Origin of the sequence: Streptomyces sp. NBC_00209, assembly GCF_045206345.1 — a bacterium.
GTDB lineage: Bacteria > Actinomycetota > Actinomycetes > Streptomycetales > Streptomycetaceae > Streptomyces.
The window spans coordinates 3,591,158-3,607,651 of record NZ_CP108121.1 but is presented as its reverse complement, the minus strand read 5'-3'; the positions used below and the strand labels follow the sequence as shown (position 1 = coordinate 3,607,651).

The 16,494-nt window shown below is 70.6% G+C and carries 19 protein-coding genes; 7 read left to right on the top strand and 12 right to left on the bottom strand.

From position 1 onward, the window contains the following. Positions 1-204: 204 nt before the first annotated feature. Positions 205-1,143: a D-alanyl-D-alanine carboxypeptidase family protein gene (locus tag OG867_RS16300; RefSeq protein ID WP_406286126.1), complete on the top strand. Its 939-nt coding sequence runs from the start codon at positions 205-207 to the stop codon at positions 1,141-1,143. Between the two features lie 63 nt (positions 1,144-1,206). On the opposite strand, the gene OG867_RS16295 is transcribed toward OG867_RS16300, so the two are convergent. Then, the gene (locus tag OG867_RS16295) at positions 1,207-2,355 is read right to left on the bottom strand and encodes a serine hydrolase domain-containing protein (RefSeq protein WP_406286124.1); all 1,149 of its coding nucleotides are present in this window, start codon (positions 2,353-2,355) and stop codon (positions 1,207-1,209) included. Between the two features lie 377 nt (positions 2,356-2,732). On the opposite strand from OG867_RS16295, the gene OG867_RS16290 reads away from it, so the two are divergent. Then, positions 2,733-3,281 (top strand): DUF1062 domain-containing protein, encoded by a 549-nt coding sequence (locus tag OG867_RS16290; RefSeq protein ID WP_406286122.1) that lies wholly within the window; start codon positions 2,733-2,735, stop codon positions 3,279-3,281. A gap of 53 nt (positions 3,282-3,334) precedes the next feature. Here OG867_RS16290 and OG867_RS16285 read toward each other — a convergent pair whose 3' ends face one another. Then, entirely contained in the window at positions 3,335-3,757 is a 423-nt protein-coding gene (locus OG867_RS16285) for a MarR family transcriptional regulator (protein WP_328901092.1), read from the bottom strand. A gap of 169 nt (positions 3,758-3,926) precedes the next feature. Between OG867_RS16285 and eno the strand changes: the two genes are divergently transcribed. The 3 genes from eno to OG867_RS16270 all read left to right on the top strand — a co-directional run bounded on the left by eno (position 3,927) and on the right by OG867_RS16270 (position 7,876). Then, complete coding sequence (eno, locus tag OG867_RS16280) at positions 3,927-5,213, top strand: phosphopyruvate hydratase (RefSeq protein ID WP_406286119.1); 1,287 nt, start codon at positions 3,927-3,929, stop codon at positions 5,211-5,213. Positions 5,214-5,288: 75 nt separating this feature from the next. Continuing rightward, positions 5,289-6,071 carry a DUF4097 family beta strand repeat-containing protein gene (locus OG867_RS16275; RefSeq protein ID WP_406286117.1) on the top strand — a complete coding sequence of 261 codons (783 nt, stop codon included), beginning with the start codon at positions 5,289-5,291 and terminating at the stop codon, positions 6,069-6,071. Positions 6,072-6,160: 89 nt separating this feature from the next. Further along, positions 6,161-7,876 (top strand): GAF domain-containing SpoIIE family protein phosphatase, encoded by a 1,716-nt coding sequence (locus tag OG867_RS16270; protein ID WP_406286115.1) that lies wholly within the window; start codon positions 6,161-6,163, stop codon positions 7,874-7,876. Positions 7,877-7,921: 45 nt separating this feature from the next. Here OG867_RS16270 and OG867_RS16265 read toward each other — a convergent pair whose 3' ends face one another. From OG867_RS16265 to OG867_RS16235, 7 genes are all read right to left on the bottom strand, one after another. Beyond that, positions 7,922-8,872: a hypothetical protein gene (locus OG867_RS16265; protein WP_406286113.1), complete on the bottom strand. Its 951-nt coding sequence runs from the start codon at positions 8,870-8,872 to the stop codon at positions 7,922-7,924. 41 nt (positions 8,873-8,913) lie between these two features. Continuing rightward, positions 8,914-9,369 (bottom strand): NUDIX domain-containing protein, encoded by a 456-nt coding sequence (locus tag OG867_RS16260; RefSeq protein ID WP_406286111.1) that lies wholly within the window; start codon positions 9,367-9,369, stop codon positions 8,914-8,916. Between the two features lie 120 nt (positions 9,370-9,489). After that, the gene (locus OG867_RS16255; RefSeq protein WP_406286109.1) at positions 9,490-10,341 is read right to left on the bottom strand and encodes a helix-turn-helix domain-containing protein; all 852 of its coding nucleotides are present in this window, start codon (positions 10,339-10,341) and stop codon (positions 9,490-9,492) included. Between the two features lie 13 nt (positions 10,342-10,354). Then, the gene (locus OG867_RS16250; protein WP_406286107.1) at positions 10,355-10,873 is read right to left on the bottom strand and encodes a DUF6879 family protein; all 519 of its coding nucleotides are present in this window, start codon (positions 10,871-10,873) and stop codon (positions 10,355-10,357) included. Next, positions 10,854-11,120: a hypothetical protein gene (locus tag OG867_RS16245; protein WP_018101969.1), complete on the bottom strand. Its 267-nt coding sequence runs from the start codon at positions 11,118-11,120 to the stop codon at positions 10,854-10,856. The genes OG867_RS16250 and OG867_RS16245 overlap by 20 nt, the downstream gene beginning before the upstream one ends. Positions 11,121-11,216: 96 nt before the next feature. Continuing rightward, positions 11,217-11,396, bottom strand: a complete 180-nt coding sequence (locus OG867_RS16240; protein WP_406286105.1) for a DUF397 domain-containing protein — start codon at positions 11,394-11,396, stop codon at positions 11,217-11,219. A gap of 2 nt (positions 11,397-11,398) precedes the next feature. Beyond that, complete coding sequence (locus tag OG867_RS16235) at positions 11,399-12,277, bottom strand: helix-turn-helix domain-containing protein (RefSeq protein ID WP_406286103.1); 879 nt, start codon at positions 12,275-12,277, stop codon at positions 11,399-11,401. Positions 12,278-12,487: 210 nt separating this feature from the next. Here OG867_RS16235 and OG867_RS16230 point away from each other — a divergent pair, with 210 nt between their 5' ends. Further along, positions 12,488-12,931 (top strand): ATP-binding protein, encoded by a 444-nt coding sequence (locus OG867_RS16230; RefSeq protein WP_406286101.1) that lies wholly within the window; start codon positions 12,488-12,490, stop codon positions 12,929-12,931. Here OG867_RS16230 and OG867_RS16225 read toward each other — a convergent pair. After that, positions 12,903-13,526 (bottom strand): class I SAM-dependent methyltransferase, encoded by a 624-nt coding sequence (locus tag OG867_RS16225; RefSeq protein ID WP_406286099.1) that lies wholly within the window; start codon positions 13,524-13,526, stop codon positions 12,903-12,905. The genes OG867_RS16230 and OG867_RS16225 overlap by 29 nt on opposite strands. Before the next feature lie 60 nt (positions 13,527-13,586). Here OG867_RS16225 and OG867_RS16220 point away from each other — a divergent pair, with 60 nt between their 5' ends. Then, a complete protein-coding gene (locus tag OG867_RS16220; protein WP_406286097.1) occupies positions 13,587-14,249 on the top strand; it encodes a TetR/AcrR family transcriptional regulator in 663 nt (220 codons plus the stop codon). 34 nt (positions 14,250-14,283) lie between these two features. Here the strand turns inward: OG867_RS16220 and OG867_RS16215 are convergent, their stop codons facing one another. Continuing rightward, a complete protein-coding gene (locus OG867_RS16215; RefSeq protein WP_406286095.1) occupies positions 14,284-14,934 on the bottom strand; it encodes a DUF4232 domain-containing protein in 651 nt (216 codons plus the stop codon). 149 nt (positions 14,935-15,083) lie between these two features. Further along, positions 15,084-16,484 (bottom strand): dihydrolipoamide acetyltransferase family protein, encoded by a 1,401-nt coding sequence (locus tag OG867_RS16210; protein WP_406286093.1) that lies wholly within the window; start codon positions 16,482-16,484, stop codon positions 15,084-15,086. Positions 16,485-16,494: the final 10 nt, after the last annotated feature.

Here is a 16,494-nt window from a genome sequence, read left to right as displayed (position 1 = left end):
CTGGGGCGCTCGGATGTGACGCCGATGGTAGCCCCTGGCCACCGCGCGCCCACGCCTCACGAACGCCGCGGGCCGCTCCGCCGCCCCTGGATGTCGTAAAAAATCACCCATGCGTGGGCCCAACCATGCGGGGCAGTCGTTCGTCTTATCAGCGCGGCGGCACCCTCATGTGGCCGCCTTTCAGGGGCATTTGGAGCGTTCAATTTGAAACTCGGCATTAAGGGCATAAGGCGCGGTTCGGCGACCGTCACGGTGGCCCTCACCACGGGCGCCCTGATCGCGGGCGGCGCGTTCGCCTCCACGGCACAGGCCGCCGCGCCCAAGGCGCCCTACTTCGCCAAGGCACGGGCCGCCGCGCCCAAGGCGCCCTCGATCGTCGCCAAGGGCGGCTTCGTGATGAACAACGGCACCGGAAAGACGCTGTTCACCAAGGCCGCGGACACCCGCCGCTCCACCGGCTCGACGACGAAGATCATGACCGCGCGCGTGGTGCTGGCCCAGAAGGGCCTGAACCTCGACTCCAAGGTCACGATCCAGAAGGCGTACAGCGACTACATCGTCTCCAAGGGCGCGTCCTCGGCGCGGCTGATCGTGGGCGACAAGGTCACCGTGCGCCAGCTGCTCTACGGCCTCATGCTGCCGTCGGGCTGCGACGCCGCGTACGCGCTGGCGGACAAGTTCGGCTCCGGCTCGACGCGCGCGGCGCGGGTGAAGTCGTTCATCGGCAAGATGAACAGCACCGCCAAGACGCTCGGCCTGAAGAACACGCACTTCGACTCGTTCGACGGCATAGGGAACGGGTCCAACTACTCGACCCCGCGCGACCTGACGAAGCTCGCGAGCAGCGCGATGAAGTACTCCACGTTCCGCTCGGTCGTGAAGACGAAGTCGACCAAGCAGAAGGTCACGACGAAGAGCGGCGGCTACCGCTACATGTCGTGGGCCAACACGAACAGGCTGCTGGGCACGTACAGCGGCGCGATCGGCGTGAAGACGGGCTCCGGCCCGGCGGCCAAGTACTGCCTGGTCTTCGCCGCGACCCGCAAGGGCAAGACGGTGATCGGCACGGTCCTGACCTCGACGTCGGAGGCGACCCGTACGTCGGACGCGAAGAAGCTGATGGACTACGGCTTCAAGAAGTAACCCTGTCGTACGAGGAAGGGCCCCGCGCACCGAGGTGTGCGGGGCCCTTCGCGCTTCCCCGTGTCAGCCCGTCGTACACAGCTCCCGGTCGACCAGCGCGGTCATGGCCTTCTGCGTGTCCTGCCCGCCGTCGCTGTTGATGTAGACCGCGGCGCTCCGCCTGCCGTCCGCCGTGGCACCGGCCCAGGTGGTGTAGCCGAGCAGTTCGCCCCGGTGCCCGAAGTAGGTGCCGCCGCAGGACAGCGGGATCTCGGCGATCCCGAGCCCGTATTCCACGCCCAGCTCGGGTGCGTCCACGGTGTCGGTCAGCTCGGCCAGTTGCGCCGGGGCGAGCAGCCGGCCGCCGAGCAGTGCGGCGTAGAAGCGGTTCAGATCGTGCGCCGTGCTGATGACCGCGCCGGAGCCGAAGGCCATGCTCGGATCGAGCGTCGTGACGTCGGTGGCCTCCTCGGAGCCGAACGCGGCGTAGCCGTGGGCATGCGGGCCCCGGATGAGGGGAAGGGAGCCGGGCACGGAGGTGCCGTTCAGGCCGAGCGGCCGGATGATCCGGGCCCGCACCTCGTGCGCCCAGCTCCGGCCGGTGGCCTTCTCCACGATCATCGCGGCCAGGACGTAGTTGGTGTTCGCGTACGACCAGCCCTTGCCCGGCGGGAACGTGGGCTCGTCGCTGACGGCGAGCCGCACCAGTTCCCCGGGGGTGTACGTACGAAACCGCTCCGCCCGGTAGCCCGCCGCGCTGTTCAGGGAGGCGACCTCGGGGGCCACGTCCCTGAGGCCGCTGGTGTGCCGCAGCAGCTGTCGTACGGTGATGAGACGGCCGTCGTTGCCGTGGCCCCGGACGACGCCCGGCAACCACCGCTCGACGGTGTCGTCCAGGGACATGCGGCCTTCCCTGACGAGTTGCAGGACAACCGCAGCGGTGAACGTCTTGGTGGCGCTACCGATCCGGAACCTGCCGTTCCAGGGCATCGGCGTCCTGCTGCCCGCCACGGCCGTCCCGGCCCGCGCGGTGGTCCGGCCGCCCGGTCCGGAGACCTCGGCCAGCACGCCCACGGCCCCCGTCCCGTGAATCGCGTCCACCTGCCGTTGGAGCGGGTCGGCGGGGCGCGGCTGTGCCGCCGCGGCGGGCAGTCCGGTCGCTGTGGCGAGGAGGGCGGCGGTCAGCCCGGCCAGGACGGCGATTCCCCGCCGACGCCTCGGCAATGCGCGCATGGTGATCCGTTTCTCTGAGCCGGAACGGTGGTACGCCGTCACCGGTGATGGACCCTCATCGCACCAGCCGCGGGGCGGCCGGGCCATCCTGCGGCCCCCCGGCGCCCGTCGCGGTCAACCCCCTTGGGATGCGGGGGCCTTCCCCCGCATCGGCCACCTCAACCGCCCGAAAACCACTGGCGATCCGCCGGCCCGCCCCACTACCGTCCAGCCGGGCCCGGCCGTTCGCGGCGCGGACCCGCATCCGCCGTCCCCTGGAAGGGCGTTCCGTTGTACATCGCGTGAGACCTCCCCACTGCTGATCGGCCGCGCGTCGCACCCTGTGCGCCGTGCCGCTTCCCGCTGCGGATTTCTCACACGGAAACCGGTGTACACCTGTGCTCACCCATTGGGCCGTCATGCCCACACGCCTGCCCCTCGTCCGGCGCCGCTGCCACGCCTGCGCCTCCGGGACCTTCCGGCCCCACGGCAAGTTCCGCGTCAACGCGCACCACAAGCTGCTCGACGCCTGGCTCCTCGCGCTCTGCACGGGGTGCGGGGACACCACCAAGGTCACGATCCTGGAGCGCGCGCACGTCCGCTCCGTACGACCCGGGCTGCTGGACCGGATGCACGCCAACGACCCGGCCCTGGCGGGCGAACTCCTCCAGGACGGCGTCGTGCAGCGCCGCAACCACATCGCCCTCGACTGGACGGGCGCCTGGCGCCTGGACACCGGGGGCGCCGATCACCTCGACCGCGAGGTGGCCGAGGTGGCCGTCCGCTTCGCCGCCCGCGTCCCCGTCCGCCCGCTGCGCCTGGTCGCGGACGGCTTCGGCCTCTCACGGGCCGAGACGGAACGCCTGCTGGCCGAGGGGAAGCTCGTCTCGCCGGTCCGCCTGACCGGGCGGACGTCGACGGACTTCGGCTTCCTGCTGAAGCGGTGAGGCGGCGGGGGCCGGTCCTCGACGGACCGGCCCCCGCATCACCCGTACCACCGTCAGTGCGCCGCGAGGCGCCCCACGAGTCCGATCGCGCGGGCCAGCAACGCGCGTTCCTCCTCGCTCAGTTCCGCGTCGATCGCGCGGGCCAGCCAGTCGGCCCGGCGCTCCCGCTCCTCCTCCAGGAGCGCGCGCCCGGCGTCCGACAGCTCGACCAGGCTCTTGCGGCCGTCGGTGGGGTGGGCGCGGCGGGTGATCAGCCCCTGGTCCATCAGCAGCCCGACCGCGCGCGCCATGGACTGCGGCCGCACCCGCTGGTTGGCGGCGAGCTCGCTGGTGGTCAGGGCGCCGTTACGGTCCAGCTCGCCGAGCACGGCCACCTGGCCGAGCGGCATCTGGTCCTCACGCTTCACGCGGCGGGTGAGCTTGCCCATCGCTGTGCGCAGCTCGGCGGCGATGGAGGCGGATTCCGGGAGGGGCATACCGCACTTTAACGCGGGGGCGGAAGCAGGCCGGTGGACTGAACAGCAGAACTGAACAGCACAACTAACCAGCCTCACTGAACAGCATTGCTGTAGAGTTCTTCTCGCCGGGTCCCGCGCCACCGTCGTCGCAGCCGGACCGCGGCACGCGACAACGGGAAGGACTCCCATGACCGCCATCACTTCCGTCACCGGCCGCCGCGTCCTGGACAGCCGGGGCAACCCCACCGTCGAGGTGGACGTGGTCCTGTCGGACGGCTCGCTCGGCCGGGCCGCGGTCCCCTCCGGGGCGTCGACCGGCGCCCGCGAGGCCGTGGAACTGCGCGACGGCGACCCGGCCCGCTGGCACGGCAAGGGCGTCGACCGGGCCGTGCGCCACGTCAACACCGAGCTCACCGAGGCCGTCATCGGCCGGGACGCGGAGGACCAGGCCGGGCTGGACGCCGCGCTCGTCGCCGCCGACGGCACCGCCACGAAGTCCCGGCTCGGCGCCAACGCGCTCCTGGGTGTCTCGCTGGCCGCCGCCAAGGCCGCCGCCTCCGCGCACCGCCTGCCGCTCTACCGGCACCTGGGCGGGTCGGACGCCCGGCTGCTGCCCGTCCCGATGATGAACATCGTCAACGGGGGCGCCCACGCCGACAATCCGCTGGACTTCCAGGAGTTCATGATCGCCCCGATCGGCGCGGAGACCTTCGCCGAGGCGGTCCGCATGGGCTCGGAGATCTTCCACACCCTGCGCCGCGACCTGCTCGCCGCCGGCCACTCCACGGGCGTCGGCGACGAGGGCGGCTTCGCGCCCGCCCTCCGTACGGCGGAAGAGGCGCTGGACTTCGTCGTGGCGGCCGTCGAGCGCACGGGGTACCGGCCGGGCACCGACATCGGGCTGGTCATGGACCCGGCGACGTCGGAGTTCTTCCGCGACGGCGTGTACGACTACGCGGGCGAAGGCGTACGCCGCACCCCCTCGGAGCACGCGGACTACCTGGTGAAACTGATCGACGCCTACCCCGTCGTGTCGGTCGAGGACGCGATGGCCGAGGACGACCTCGACGGCTGGCGCGAGCTGACCGCCCGCGTCGGCGACCGCTGCCAGCTCACGGGCGACGACGTGTTCTGCACGAACGACGCGCTGCTCCGCGAGGGCATCGCCTCCGGGGTCGCCAACTCGATCCTGGTGAAGGTCAACCAGATCGGCACGCTGACGGAGGCGATGACCACGGTCTCCACCGCGCACCGCGCCGGCTACACGGTCGTCATGTCGCACCGCTCGGGCGAGACGGAGGACACCACGATCGCGGACCTCGCCGTCGCCACGGGCTGCGGCCAGATCAAGACGGGCTCCCTGTCCCGGTCCGACCGCACCGCGAAGTACAACCAGCTGATCCGCATCGAGGAGGAGCTGGGCGCGGGCGCCCGGTACGCGGGCACGGAGGCGCTGCGCGCCCGCCCGGCCTGACGGCGAGGGCGGTCACCGGCCGGCGCCGGCGACGGTCCGGGGCGTGGCCGGTCGCGCCCCGGGCACACGCCTCCCATGACCTCATCGTGGAGCGAAGCCAAGGGCCGCACGGTCCGGGCCGGGTGCGCGCTGGTACCGCTGCTGGTGCTGACCGCCTGCGGGCACGGCGGCGCGGACCCGCGGAGCGGGGACTTCCGGACGGCCTCCCTCGCGCGGGGCGACCGTCTCGTCATCACCACCGAGGGCGGGGTACGCGTCGTCGGGACGGACGGCGACCACGTCACGGTGGACGACTCGGTCCTGGCCCATGGGGACGACGGGGACGGGGATACGTACACGCTCGACCTGCCCTGCGACGAGGGCGACGCGCGCGACGACCGGGCCCGGGACAACTGCGGCGGCATGCCCCTCGTACGCGTCCCCGCCGGCGTCACGCTCACCGTGCGGGCGCGCAACGCCGGGATCGACGTGAGCGACGTACGGGGCGGGCTGAGCCTCAGCACCGTCAACGGCGACATCACCGTGCAGGACTCCGGCGCGAAGGGCGCCCGCCAGCACCTCGTGACCCGGAACGGGTCCGTCCGCGCGACCGGCCTCCGGGGTCTCGGCATCGACGCCGAGACGGTCAACGGGGACGTCGACGTGCGGTGCGCCACCGCTCCGGACACGCTCAGCGGCGTGACCCGCAACGGCTCCGCGCGCGTCACGCTCCCGGCCGGCACACCCCCGTACGCGACCGACGCGCACACCGTCAACGGCCGCTCGACCTCGGACATCCCGGCCGCGGAGCCCACGGACCACGCGCACCGCCTCACTCTGCGCACGGTCAACGGCGACACGGAGGCCCGACGGGGGTAGCCGGCAGGTCAGGACATCACGGACCATCCGCCTTATATTCATACAATGCGCTTCGTGCTGCCCCTCCCCGCCCGGCCGAGGGCCGTGGGGTGAGGGACCCCGGAAGGCTGGAGGCGCTGCGGCTGGCGGGGCTGACCGCGGCGGCCGATCCCGGCATGGACCGGTTCGCGCGGCTGGTCGCGCGTCTGCTGCGCGTCCCGGTCTCCCTGGTCTCGCTGCTGGAGCCCGACCGGCAGGTCTTCCCCGGCATGTTCGGGATGTCCGGCCGCTGGGCGGCCCGGCGCGAGACGCCCCTCAGCCACTCCTTCTGCCAGCACGTCGTCGCGGACGGCGGCCCGCTGGTCCTCAGCGACACCCGGGTGCACCCCCGCACCTGCGCCAGCCTCGCCATCCCCGACCTCCAGGTGATCGCGTACGCCGGTATGCCGCTCACCGACGCCGACGGCCGGGTGCTCGGATCGCTCTGCGCCATCGACCACCACCCCCGGGAGTGGACGGCGGACGAGCTGCACGACCTGGAGGACCTCACCGCCGCCTGCTCGATGGAGCTGCGGCTGAGGATCGCCTCGGAGCTGATCCAGCGGGACCGCGACCATGCCGGTCTGCTGCTGCGCGCCTCGGTCGAGCTCGCCCACGCCCACGACCCGACCGACCTGACCCGCCGCCTCCGCCGTCTGTTCCAGGGGCCCGCCGAGCCCGCGTTCGTGGGCCTGATGCTGGCCGACGGCCAAGGGCTGTGGCGGGTCATCGACCCGGACGACGTACGCCCGGTGGAGAGCACCATCGACCGTCTGGACCGGGACGCGCCCTTCCCCAGCTCGCAGGCCATGCGGGAGCAGCGCACCGTCTTCGTCCCGGACCGCGCGGCGCTCGTGGCCGGCTTCGGGCCCGAGGCCGTCGCCGGCTACGACTCGCTGGGCCTCCAGTCCGTCCTGTGCGTGCCGCTGCCGAACGGCCACGGCGTGCTGACGTGGTGCTGGTCCCGCCCGCACGTCATGGCGCCGACCGAGGAGGCGGTCCTCACCACGGTGGCGGCGTACGTCAGCCAGGCCGTGGAGCGCACGCGCTTCGTCGCGAACCGGCTCAGCACCGCGGAACAGCTTCAGGCCGCGATGCTGACGGAGCTGCCGGACGTGCCCGGCCTGGACATGGCGGCCCTGTACCTGCCCGCCGCCGACCAGGACATGGTGGGCGGCGACTGGTACGACGCGTATCCGCTGCCCACGGCCCTCATGATCTCGATCGGGGACGTCATCGGCCACGACGTCCGGGCCGCCACCGTGATGAGCCAGATCCGCAGCATGCTCCGCCAGGCGAGCCTGGACGACCCGGCCCGCTCACCCGCCGCCGCGCTGCACGCCATCGACAAGGCCATCGACGTCCTGCCCCTGGGCGTGGGCGCCACGGCGGTGCACGCCCGCCTCGACCGCGACGCCGACCACTGGCGCCTGACCTGGTCCAACGCCGGACACCCCCCGCCGCTCCTCCACACCCCGGGCTCGGGCGTCACGCCCCTGACCGACCACGACCTCCTCCTGCTCGGCCTGCCGGACGCCCCACCCCGCGAGGACCACTCCCGTGCCCTTCCCCCGGGCAGCGTGCTCCTGCTCTACACGGACGGCCTGGTCGAACGCCGCGACGCGGACATCGACGCGGGCACGGCCCACACGGCCGCGCTCCTGTCCCACCACGCCGACAAGCCCCTCCCCCTCCTCCTCCAGACCCTCTCCGCGGGCCTCTCGGAGGTCCCGCAGCGGGACGATGTGGCGGTACTGGTGGTGCGGGTCACCGGGGACGAGCGCTGAGAGCCAGCGTTCATACGTACAGCGTCTGGGCCCCAGGCGCGCCCCTTACCGGGCAGGGGCAGCATCAGGAGTGAAGTAGCCCGGGGTACGAAACAGGCCAGCGAACGTCCCGGGCCCGTGGCGTTCGTCCAACCACGCGCCCAGCGAACTCGTGTCACCGCTGATCGTGGCCGCGACCAGCCGGGCGTGGCAGTCGTCCTCCTCACCGGGTGCGAACTCTGTGAGGAAGTACGCGTACGGAAGGTTCACGCGCTCCTCGTAAGCGGCGAGGGATGCCGCGTACCGAATCTGCTCGTCCGGGCCCCCGACCCTCGCGGCGCGGGCGGCAGCCTCCCCACTCAGCGTTCCGGTCACATCGCGATACGCGAGCGCGCCCATGGGGCCCGCAGGTTGAGTTACACCGAAGCGCTCCGCCGTACGCCTGGTCATGGATCGCGCTTCCCTGTCGCACGCACCCTCCATGACCACACCCAGATTCCGTGTGTGACGGCTTCCGCGCCCGTCCGCAGCCGAATAGGACTGGCCGCCGGCGCGCCGGTAATTGATCCCGTACTGCGTACGCACCGGCCGCCCGCCCATTTCCACATATCTTCGGCGCGAACCGTAGTGCAGGCAGTCGTGTGCATACGCGCGCAGAAGATCGAGAAGAGCCAGGGCGGGATCCACGGGGGTCCGGTCTTCCATCGGACCGTACATAGTGATCACAGCCACCATTTGAAGGTGCCGATAGCCCTGGTCCGCGTGATGAAAACCCCCGAACGCACCGCTGCGCGAGGATTCGTAGCCGACCCATACGCGTTCCAGGGGAAGCAGCCGCGTCAGCCCATGCCTGGCGTACCGCTCGCGGACCACGCCGATTCCGGAGCGGAAGAGCGCCGTGTCAACGCCGTCGGCTTCCCACATCCTGAGAACTTCGGGCAAGGGCCGGAACACATGTGCTGGGTGCCGTGCCGTGAGCACGGTGCAGTCCGTGCGCATGGCGATCAGCGCCCGCATCGCCTCGGCGCCGCTGACGGACTCGTTCGGCGCGAGCGCGGTCAGGTCGGCAGGCCGGACTTGATGAGCTGGACGTGGGACTCCTGCATTCCCTCCGGGAGCGCAGCCGGGCTGAACCATTTCGCCTCCAGGATCTCGAAGCTGTCGAGCTTGAGAGTTCCGCCCACATGAAGTGCCTCGTAGGCGATTTCCGCTCGGAGCCTGTATCCACTCGTCACCTGGACCAGTCGGCCGGGGACGACTTCGAGGCCCGTTTCCTCCCGGACCTCACGAACAACCGTCTGCGGGAATTCCTCACCCTTGACCGCATAGCCGGTCGGCAGACCCCACGGCCGCTCGACGGGCCACATCCGGTGCTTGAGCAGCAGCACTTGTCCTTCCTCGTTGCGCACCACGCCAGTCACACCGATCATGAACTTGGCGTGGGACAACCAGAGAATCCGCCACTGAAGCGGACCGCGAATGATCCGCCACCCGCGAGCGAGGATTCGTTTCATGCGCACGCCTTCTGTAGAGGTGATCCCGGCTGTTCGTCCCCCTCGCCGGAGGCCGATGACGAACACGCTAGGGAGACGCCTGTCTTCACTGCCACAACATTGCACGCGCTTGCACACGAATCAGCGAAGCGCCGCCAGAGCAGCGGCGATCTTGTCCTGAGCAGCTGCGCCGTAAGCGGCAAGCTCGGCCAACTCTGCGAACGCGGCCGCGTACATGGCCACTTCGCCGGGCTGTGTGATCGTTAGGTAGCCGGAAATCAACTCCACATTGACCTGCGTGGCGTCATAGATCCAGAACCCCTCGGCGGGCCAGCGCTCGCGGTCCGATGTCATGGGAACGACGCCCAGACTCACATGGGGCAGTGAGGCGACGGTCATCAGGTGGCGAAGCTGCCCACTCATGACCTCGGTTCCTCCGATTCCTGCACGCAGCACCGATTCCTCGACGAGAAAGGCGAACTGCCGGCCTCCCTCATGCAGGACGCGCTGCCGTTCCAGGCGCGCGGCCACGGCCTCGGTCACGTCGTCCACCGCCAGGCCGCGCCGCCTCTGAAGCGCCCGGAGTGCGGCCGTCGTGTACGGCTGCGTCTGGATCATGCCGGGCACAAGCCACGACGAGTACGAGCGGAAGCGCCGGGTCCGCACATACAGCGGCAGGCGGGCCTCCTGCGCACGTTTGAGCCCGGCACGCTCCATGCGCCGCCAGCCCACCCACATTCCCTCAGCCGTCCGCAGCGAGGCGACCAGGTCTGCGGCCTGCTCCTCACACCCGCATGCCTGGCACCAGGCGCGGATGTCCTCAGCGGTGGGAGCAGTTCTCGCATTCATGATGCGCGACGATTTGGACCCGCTCCAGCCGCAGCGTCTGGCCAGGTCAAGACCGGTGAGGCCGGCGTCCCGGCAGAGTTCCGTAAGCCGGTCAGCGAGAGCCTGCCGGGCCTGCTGAGCGCTTGAGGAAGGGGAGTGAACCACGGCGGGGCAGGGTTCAGGCGGGCCGGTATTCGGCGTGCGGGACGGCACGCTCCCAGGCTGCTTCGTACGCCGCCGCGTACCGGCTTGCAAGTTCGGCGTCGTGGACGACCTCCATGCGTGGCCCGGTCCACTGCCCCTCACCACTGAAGTGATGCAGGATCACGGTCTCCTCGTCCATGACCCATCCGTCCAGCACGGGGAGGAGCAGGCCCCGGGCCCGGGATCGAGGGAGCCAACGCACGTCCTCCCCGGCGGCGACGTTGGTGTACGTGCCGTCGTACTCATAACGCACGTAGTCGCTCAGCGGCTCGGACACCACGCGCAGCCGACGCATGACCACGCCTCGTGCCGTCGCCTCGGCCACCACGTCGAGCCATGGCCGCCACCACGCATCACGGTCTGCCCTGTCGTACCGATGCCCGGCCTGCCATCGGACGAACTCCGGGTCGTCGCGCATGTAGCTGTCCCGCATTTCCAGGTGCATCGCCGAGCGTTGCGCCATGGCCAGGCATTCACGTACCGCCGTTGCCACCGTTGACCTCACTGTCCGGGCGAGGAATGAACTGAAGCATGTTCGCCGGGAGCCGGATCACACTCTCGTGGGCCGGAATGTCGGTCGAGTGCCCAGGTACTGAACCGACTTCCTGCGCCTGCCTGACGGTTTCCTCATCCGCCGTCCAGGACTGGATGACCAGATCACCACTCGTCTCATCGAGCCAGATCGTGGGTGACCCGTCGTCCGGGGTGTTCGGCCAGATACCGAGGAACTTCAGCGCCATGGTGTGCCCTCTCCGCCGGTCGACAGACATACGCGGGAGAGCGTCGCGCCGCGCCCGCGCACCGTCAAGGGCGCGCTTCGCGCCACGCGTGGCCGACTACGGCCGACGCAGCGCGGTGTGGAACGCGGCCCACGCGGTGGGGTTGAGTACGAGGACGGGCCCGGCGGCCCGCTTCGAGTCGCGGACGGCGACGGTGCCGGGGACGTTGCGGGCCACTTCGACGCACTCGCCGTTTCCACTGCTGTAGCTGGACTTGACGAACTCGAAGCGTGGCACGACTACAACTCCTTGCGGATACGCCCCATCAGAGCGATGGAATCGCGGGGAGCGAGTCCGTTTCGGGCGATACGACTGAACGTGACGTTGTGCCGTTCGGCGTCCGTCTCGCTCTCCAGCCACAGCGTAGACGATGTGGTGTCCATGTAGACCACGTCCATCGCCCCTGGTTCGGCGAACGAGACGACGCTGAATGCGCCGGTCATCCCGGGGTGGGAGCCAGCCAGGAACGGAACAACTTGCACGGTGACATTTGGCTCGTTCGCCGCCTCTTCCAGCCGCTCCAGCTGCGCGCGCATCACGTCCCGGCCTCCGACCAACTGACGCAGGGCTCCTTCCGAGACGATCGCCCACAACGCGAGCGGCTTGTCGTCCGCCAGGCGCTCCTGCCGGGCGATTTTGGCTTCCACGAAGCGCTCGATCTCGTCCGGGTCGTCCCAGTCCGCATTACCGACAGCCAGCGCCCTGGCGTAGTCCGGGGTCTGGAGCAGGCCGGGCACGAAGGCTCCCTGCCAGGTTCTGATCTGGGTTGCGATGTCTTCAAGCGCGACGTACTCGACCAGCGATCGCAGCTCCGGGTACTGGTTCCACCAGCCCTTCGCCTTGCGTCGCTCCCGGTCCAGCCGGGCGACCTCCAGCAGTCGGCCGACCAGCTTCGTGTCCGTAAGGCCGTAGAACTCGCACAGAGTGCGGATGTCCGGGTCCCTCATGGGCACCCAACCGCGCTCCATCTTGACGATCTTCGAGTTCGTGGCACTGATGACCTGGGCGGCCTGCTGCTGAGTCTTGCCCGAGGCGTCCCGCAAGCGCAGCAGCTCGCTACCGAGCCTGCGCCCAAGAACAGTTGACGACCGATTGCCTAGCTGAGTCGCGCGATTCACCGGCCCAGTCTCTCGCGCCGCAAGGGCGAACGTCGACCCGCCTCACTCGTTGGAGACAAGTGTCTCCGTTTCACTTGCCGCGATCGATGAACGGTAGCTACTTTCAGTACAGAGCCGCTGGCACAGCGCAAGAAATTGGCGGAAGAGCACTGCCATGCCCGCACGGGCAAATGGCGGCAATGCCACCGCCCCACACCCAGAGAGGCCCCCATGTCCACACCCGCAGAGGCCCCCCGAGACAACCCCCTACTCCAAGAGGACCGCCTCGACTACACCCCCACCGCCCGCAGCGTCACCCTCGCCCGGCGACGCGCCGCGCGGCTCGTCAGCGCATGGGGGCACCCCCACCGCGCCGACGAAGTCGCCTTGCTGGTCTCCGAGTTGGCCACCAACGCGCTGATTCACGGCAGCCTGCGGGGGCGGCTCATCCGGGTGCGGGTCGTCCTCACCGGTGCCGCCCTCCGCGTGGAGGTCACCGACCCCAGGGGTGAGCGGCTGCCCGGGATTCGGGCAGCCGAGCGCGACGAGTGCTACGGGCGCGGGCTCCCCATCGTGGACGGGATCGCCGACCGGTGGGGCGTCGAGCCCCGCAGCGTCGGGAAGACCGTGTTCGCCGAACTGCGCCTCACCCCGCGACCTCGCGCCGCAGCGTGAACCAGAACGTCGGGAACGGGTTCGTACCCGGGGTCACGTCGGTCAGGCGCCACCCCGTGAACCGGGTCTCCAGCTCGTCGGCGGTGACACCGGAGATCGGGTCGTCGAAGACCTCGGGCCCGTACCCGAACATCAGGAGCCTCGCGCCGGAGGCGGCCCGCTCCGTGAGGCCGGCCGCGTACGCGTCGCGGCGGTGCGCGGGGATGCCGCAGTAGCAGCTCAGGTCGAAGAACAGGTCGTACGGGCCGGGCGCACCCACCTCGCCGAGCCGGGTGGCGTCCCCGCAGAAGATGTCGACGTCGACACCGGCCGCCTTGGCCCGCTCCCTCGCCCGCCGCACCGCGCGGTCGACCAGGTCGACGGCCGTCACCCGCCAGCCGTGCCGGGCCAGGTACACCGCGTTGGTCCCCGTGCCGCAGCCGAGCTCCAGGGCACGTCCCGGCCCGGGCGCGCCGGACCCCTCCACCAGGGTGACGAGTTCGGGCGGGGTGACGCCGGTGTCCCACGGCGGAGCACCGTCCCGGTAGTAGTCCTCCAGCATGCGTCGTACGGCGGCCTCCTGGTCGAGTTCGGCGGCCGTGCCGGGCTCACTCATCGCTCCTCCAGAATACTAGAGTCGAACTTTAGTGTTCGACTCTAGATATAGGCTCGGACCATGGACAGTGTCAAGGGACCCGGCACCCGGAACGCCAAGCGCCCCGACGGGCGGGCGGAGCGCTCACGGCTCACCCGGGAGAAGATCGTCACGGCGGCGCGGGAGCTGTTCGTCGCGCAGGGGTACGGGGCGACGAGCCTCCAGGAGGTGGCGGACCGCGCCGGCGTGGCCGTCCAGACCGTGTACTTCGTGTTCCGGAACAAGCGCGCGCTGTTCAAGGACGTGGTCGACACGACGATCGCGGGCGACGCCGAACCGGTCGCCACGATGAACCGGGACTGGTTCCGCGACGCGTGCGACGAGCGCACCGCGAGGGGCCAACTGAGCGCCCACGTAAGGGGCGTACGGGAGATCCTGGGCAGGGTCGCACCGATCGTGCCGGTCATCGCGGCGGCCTCCGCGACGGACCCGGAGATCGCCGCGCAGTGGCCCGCGGGCCCGGACCCCCGCTACGTCGTCCAGCGCGCGGCGGCCGAGGCGCTGACCCGTAAGCCGGACGCGCTCCCCGGCGTCGACGCAGAGCGCGCCGCCGACCTGCTGTACGGGCTGCTCAGCCCGGAGTTGTACCTGATCCTCGTCCGCGACCGGGGCTGGACGCCCGACGCCTGGGAGGAGTGGGCCCGCACGACCCTGGCCGCCCAGCTCTGCGGCGGGGCCGGGTAACCGCCCGGGCCGGGCGCCGCGTACGTCGTACGGCTCAGCCGCCCTGGCCCGCGCTGCCGATCGGGCCGACCCTCACCGGGTCGCCGGAACCGTCCGTGACGGGCAGCGAGGGCTTGCCCGGCCAGGGGAGGGTGACCGACTTCGTCTCGTTGGGCGGGGTCACCACCAGGCCGGTGATGCGGACGCCGGAGCCTCCCGTCTCGTTCAGCGGGTAGGTGACGGAGAAGGCGATCGACTTCCCGCTCTTGAGCACGTACGGGTCTCCGGGCTCACCCTTGCGCTCGGCGGACAGCGTTCCCGCGTTGGTCTTCAGGTCGACGCCGGCGAACCCCGCGATCACGCAGTCCCGGCCGCTGGTGTTCTTCATCTCCACAGCGACCGTCCCGTCGGGGTCGCCGTCGATGAAGTTGTCGATCGCCGTGATCTTCAGCCCGTCGGTGCGGCACTTGGCGGCCTGGCCGGGCTTGTCGGACCCGGTCCCGGCAGAGGTGTCCTTCCCGCCGGAACTCGCCTCGGGGGAGGCCGGGTCCGAGCCGTCCGAGCCCGAATCACCGCTGGACGGGGACGCGGTCGTCACGGGCGACGGGTCGGTCTTCGCTGCGGCATCGTCGTCGTTCTGGCAGGCCGTGAGCGACAGGCCCGCGATGACGGCCAGGGCGGCGAAGGTGATCTTGTGAGCGCGCATCGTTTCGTCCTCGGTATCCGTTGACAGTTCCGATCAGCAAGAACCGTTCGGGACGGGGGTACGTTGCGCCCAACCGGTGCCTAATACACCCTTGTTACACACGACGAGGGGCCCGCGCGAACCTCGCGCGGGCCCCTCGCAACGGACAACTACGCCCAGGTGATCAGCCGCTTCGGCTGCTCCAGGATCGCGGCGATGTCCGCCAGGAACCTGGAGCCCAGCTCGCCGTCGATCAGACGGTGGTCGAACGACAGGGCCAGCGTGGTCACCTGACGGGGCTTCACCTTGCCCTTGTGGACCCACGGCTGGAGCTTGATCGCGCCGACCGCGAGGATCGCGGACTCGCCCGGGTTGAGGATCGGCGTACCGGTGTCGACGCCGAAGACGCCCACGTTGGTGATGGTCACCGTGCCGCCCGCCATCGCGGCCGGGGACGTCCTGCCGTCCCGGGCCGTGGCGACCAGCTCGCCCAGGGACGCGGCCAGCTGCGGCAGCGTCCGGTCGTGGGCGTCCTTGATGTTCGGGACGATCAGGCCGCGCGGAGTGGCGGCGGCGATGCCCAGGTTCACGTAGTGCTTCTGGACGATCTCCTGGTTCGCCTCGTCCCAGACCGCGTTGACCTCGGGGTTCCGCTTGATCGCGACCAGGAGGGCCTTGGCGATGATGAGGAGCGGGTTGACCCGCACCCCCGCCATGTCCTTGTCCTCCTTCAGCTCCGCCACGAGCTTCATCGTGCGCGTCACGTCGACGGTCACGAATTCGGTGACGTGCGGAGCGGTGAACGCGCTGCCCACCATGGCCTGCGCGATGGCCTTGCGGACGCCCTTGACCGGGATACGCGTCTCGCGGGCGCCCTGCTGAACAGGAGCCTCCGGCTCCGCGACCACAGGTGCCACGGCCGGCGCCGAAGGAGCCGCAGCTGCCTCCGGAGTCGCCGCCGCGTGCACGTCCTCGCGCGTGATGACCCCGCCGACGCCGGTCGGGGTGACCGTCGCCAGGTCGATGCCCAGGTCCTTCGCGAGCTTGCGGACCGGCGGCTTGGCCAGCGGACGGGCCTCCGGAATCGCTGCCGTGCCCTGGCCGTTCAGCTCGGCCTGCACGGCTGCGGGGGCGGCCGCCGGGGGCGCGGTCTCGGCGCCCTTGCGGGCCCGGCGCTTCGTGGAGGACTCGGCCACCCCGTAACCCACCAGGACGGGCTGGCGGCCCTTGGGCGCCTCGGGAGCGGCCTCGGGGGCCGGGGCGGCGGCGGGCTCCTCGGCAACGGGGTCACCCGACCCCGGCGCCACGTCCACCGCGATGATCACCTGGCCCACGTCGACCGTGGTGCCCTCGGGGAAGCGCAGTTCGTGGACGACCCCGTCAAAGGGGATCGGCAGCTCGACGGCGGCCTTCGCGGTCTCGACCTCGCAGACGACCTGGCCGTCGGTGACGGTGTCGCCGGGCTGGACGTACCACTTGAGGATCTCGGCCTCGGTCAGTCCCTCGCCCACGTCGGGCATCTTGAACTCACGGAAGCGAGCAGCGTTGGAAGTGTCGGTCATCGTGGTCACGCTCCTCTCT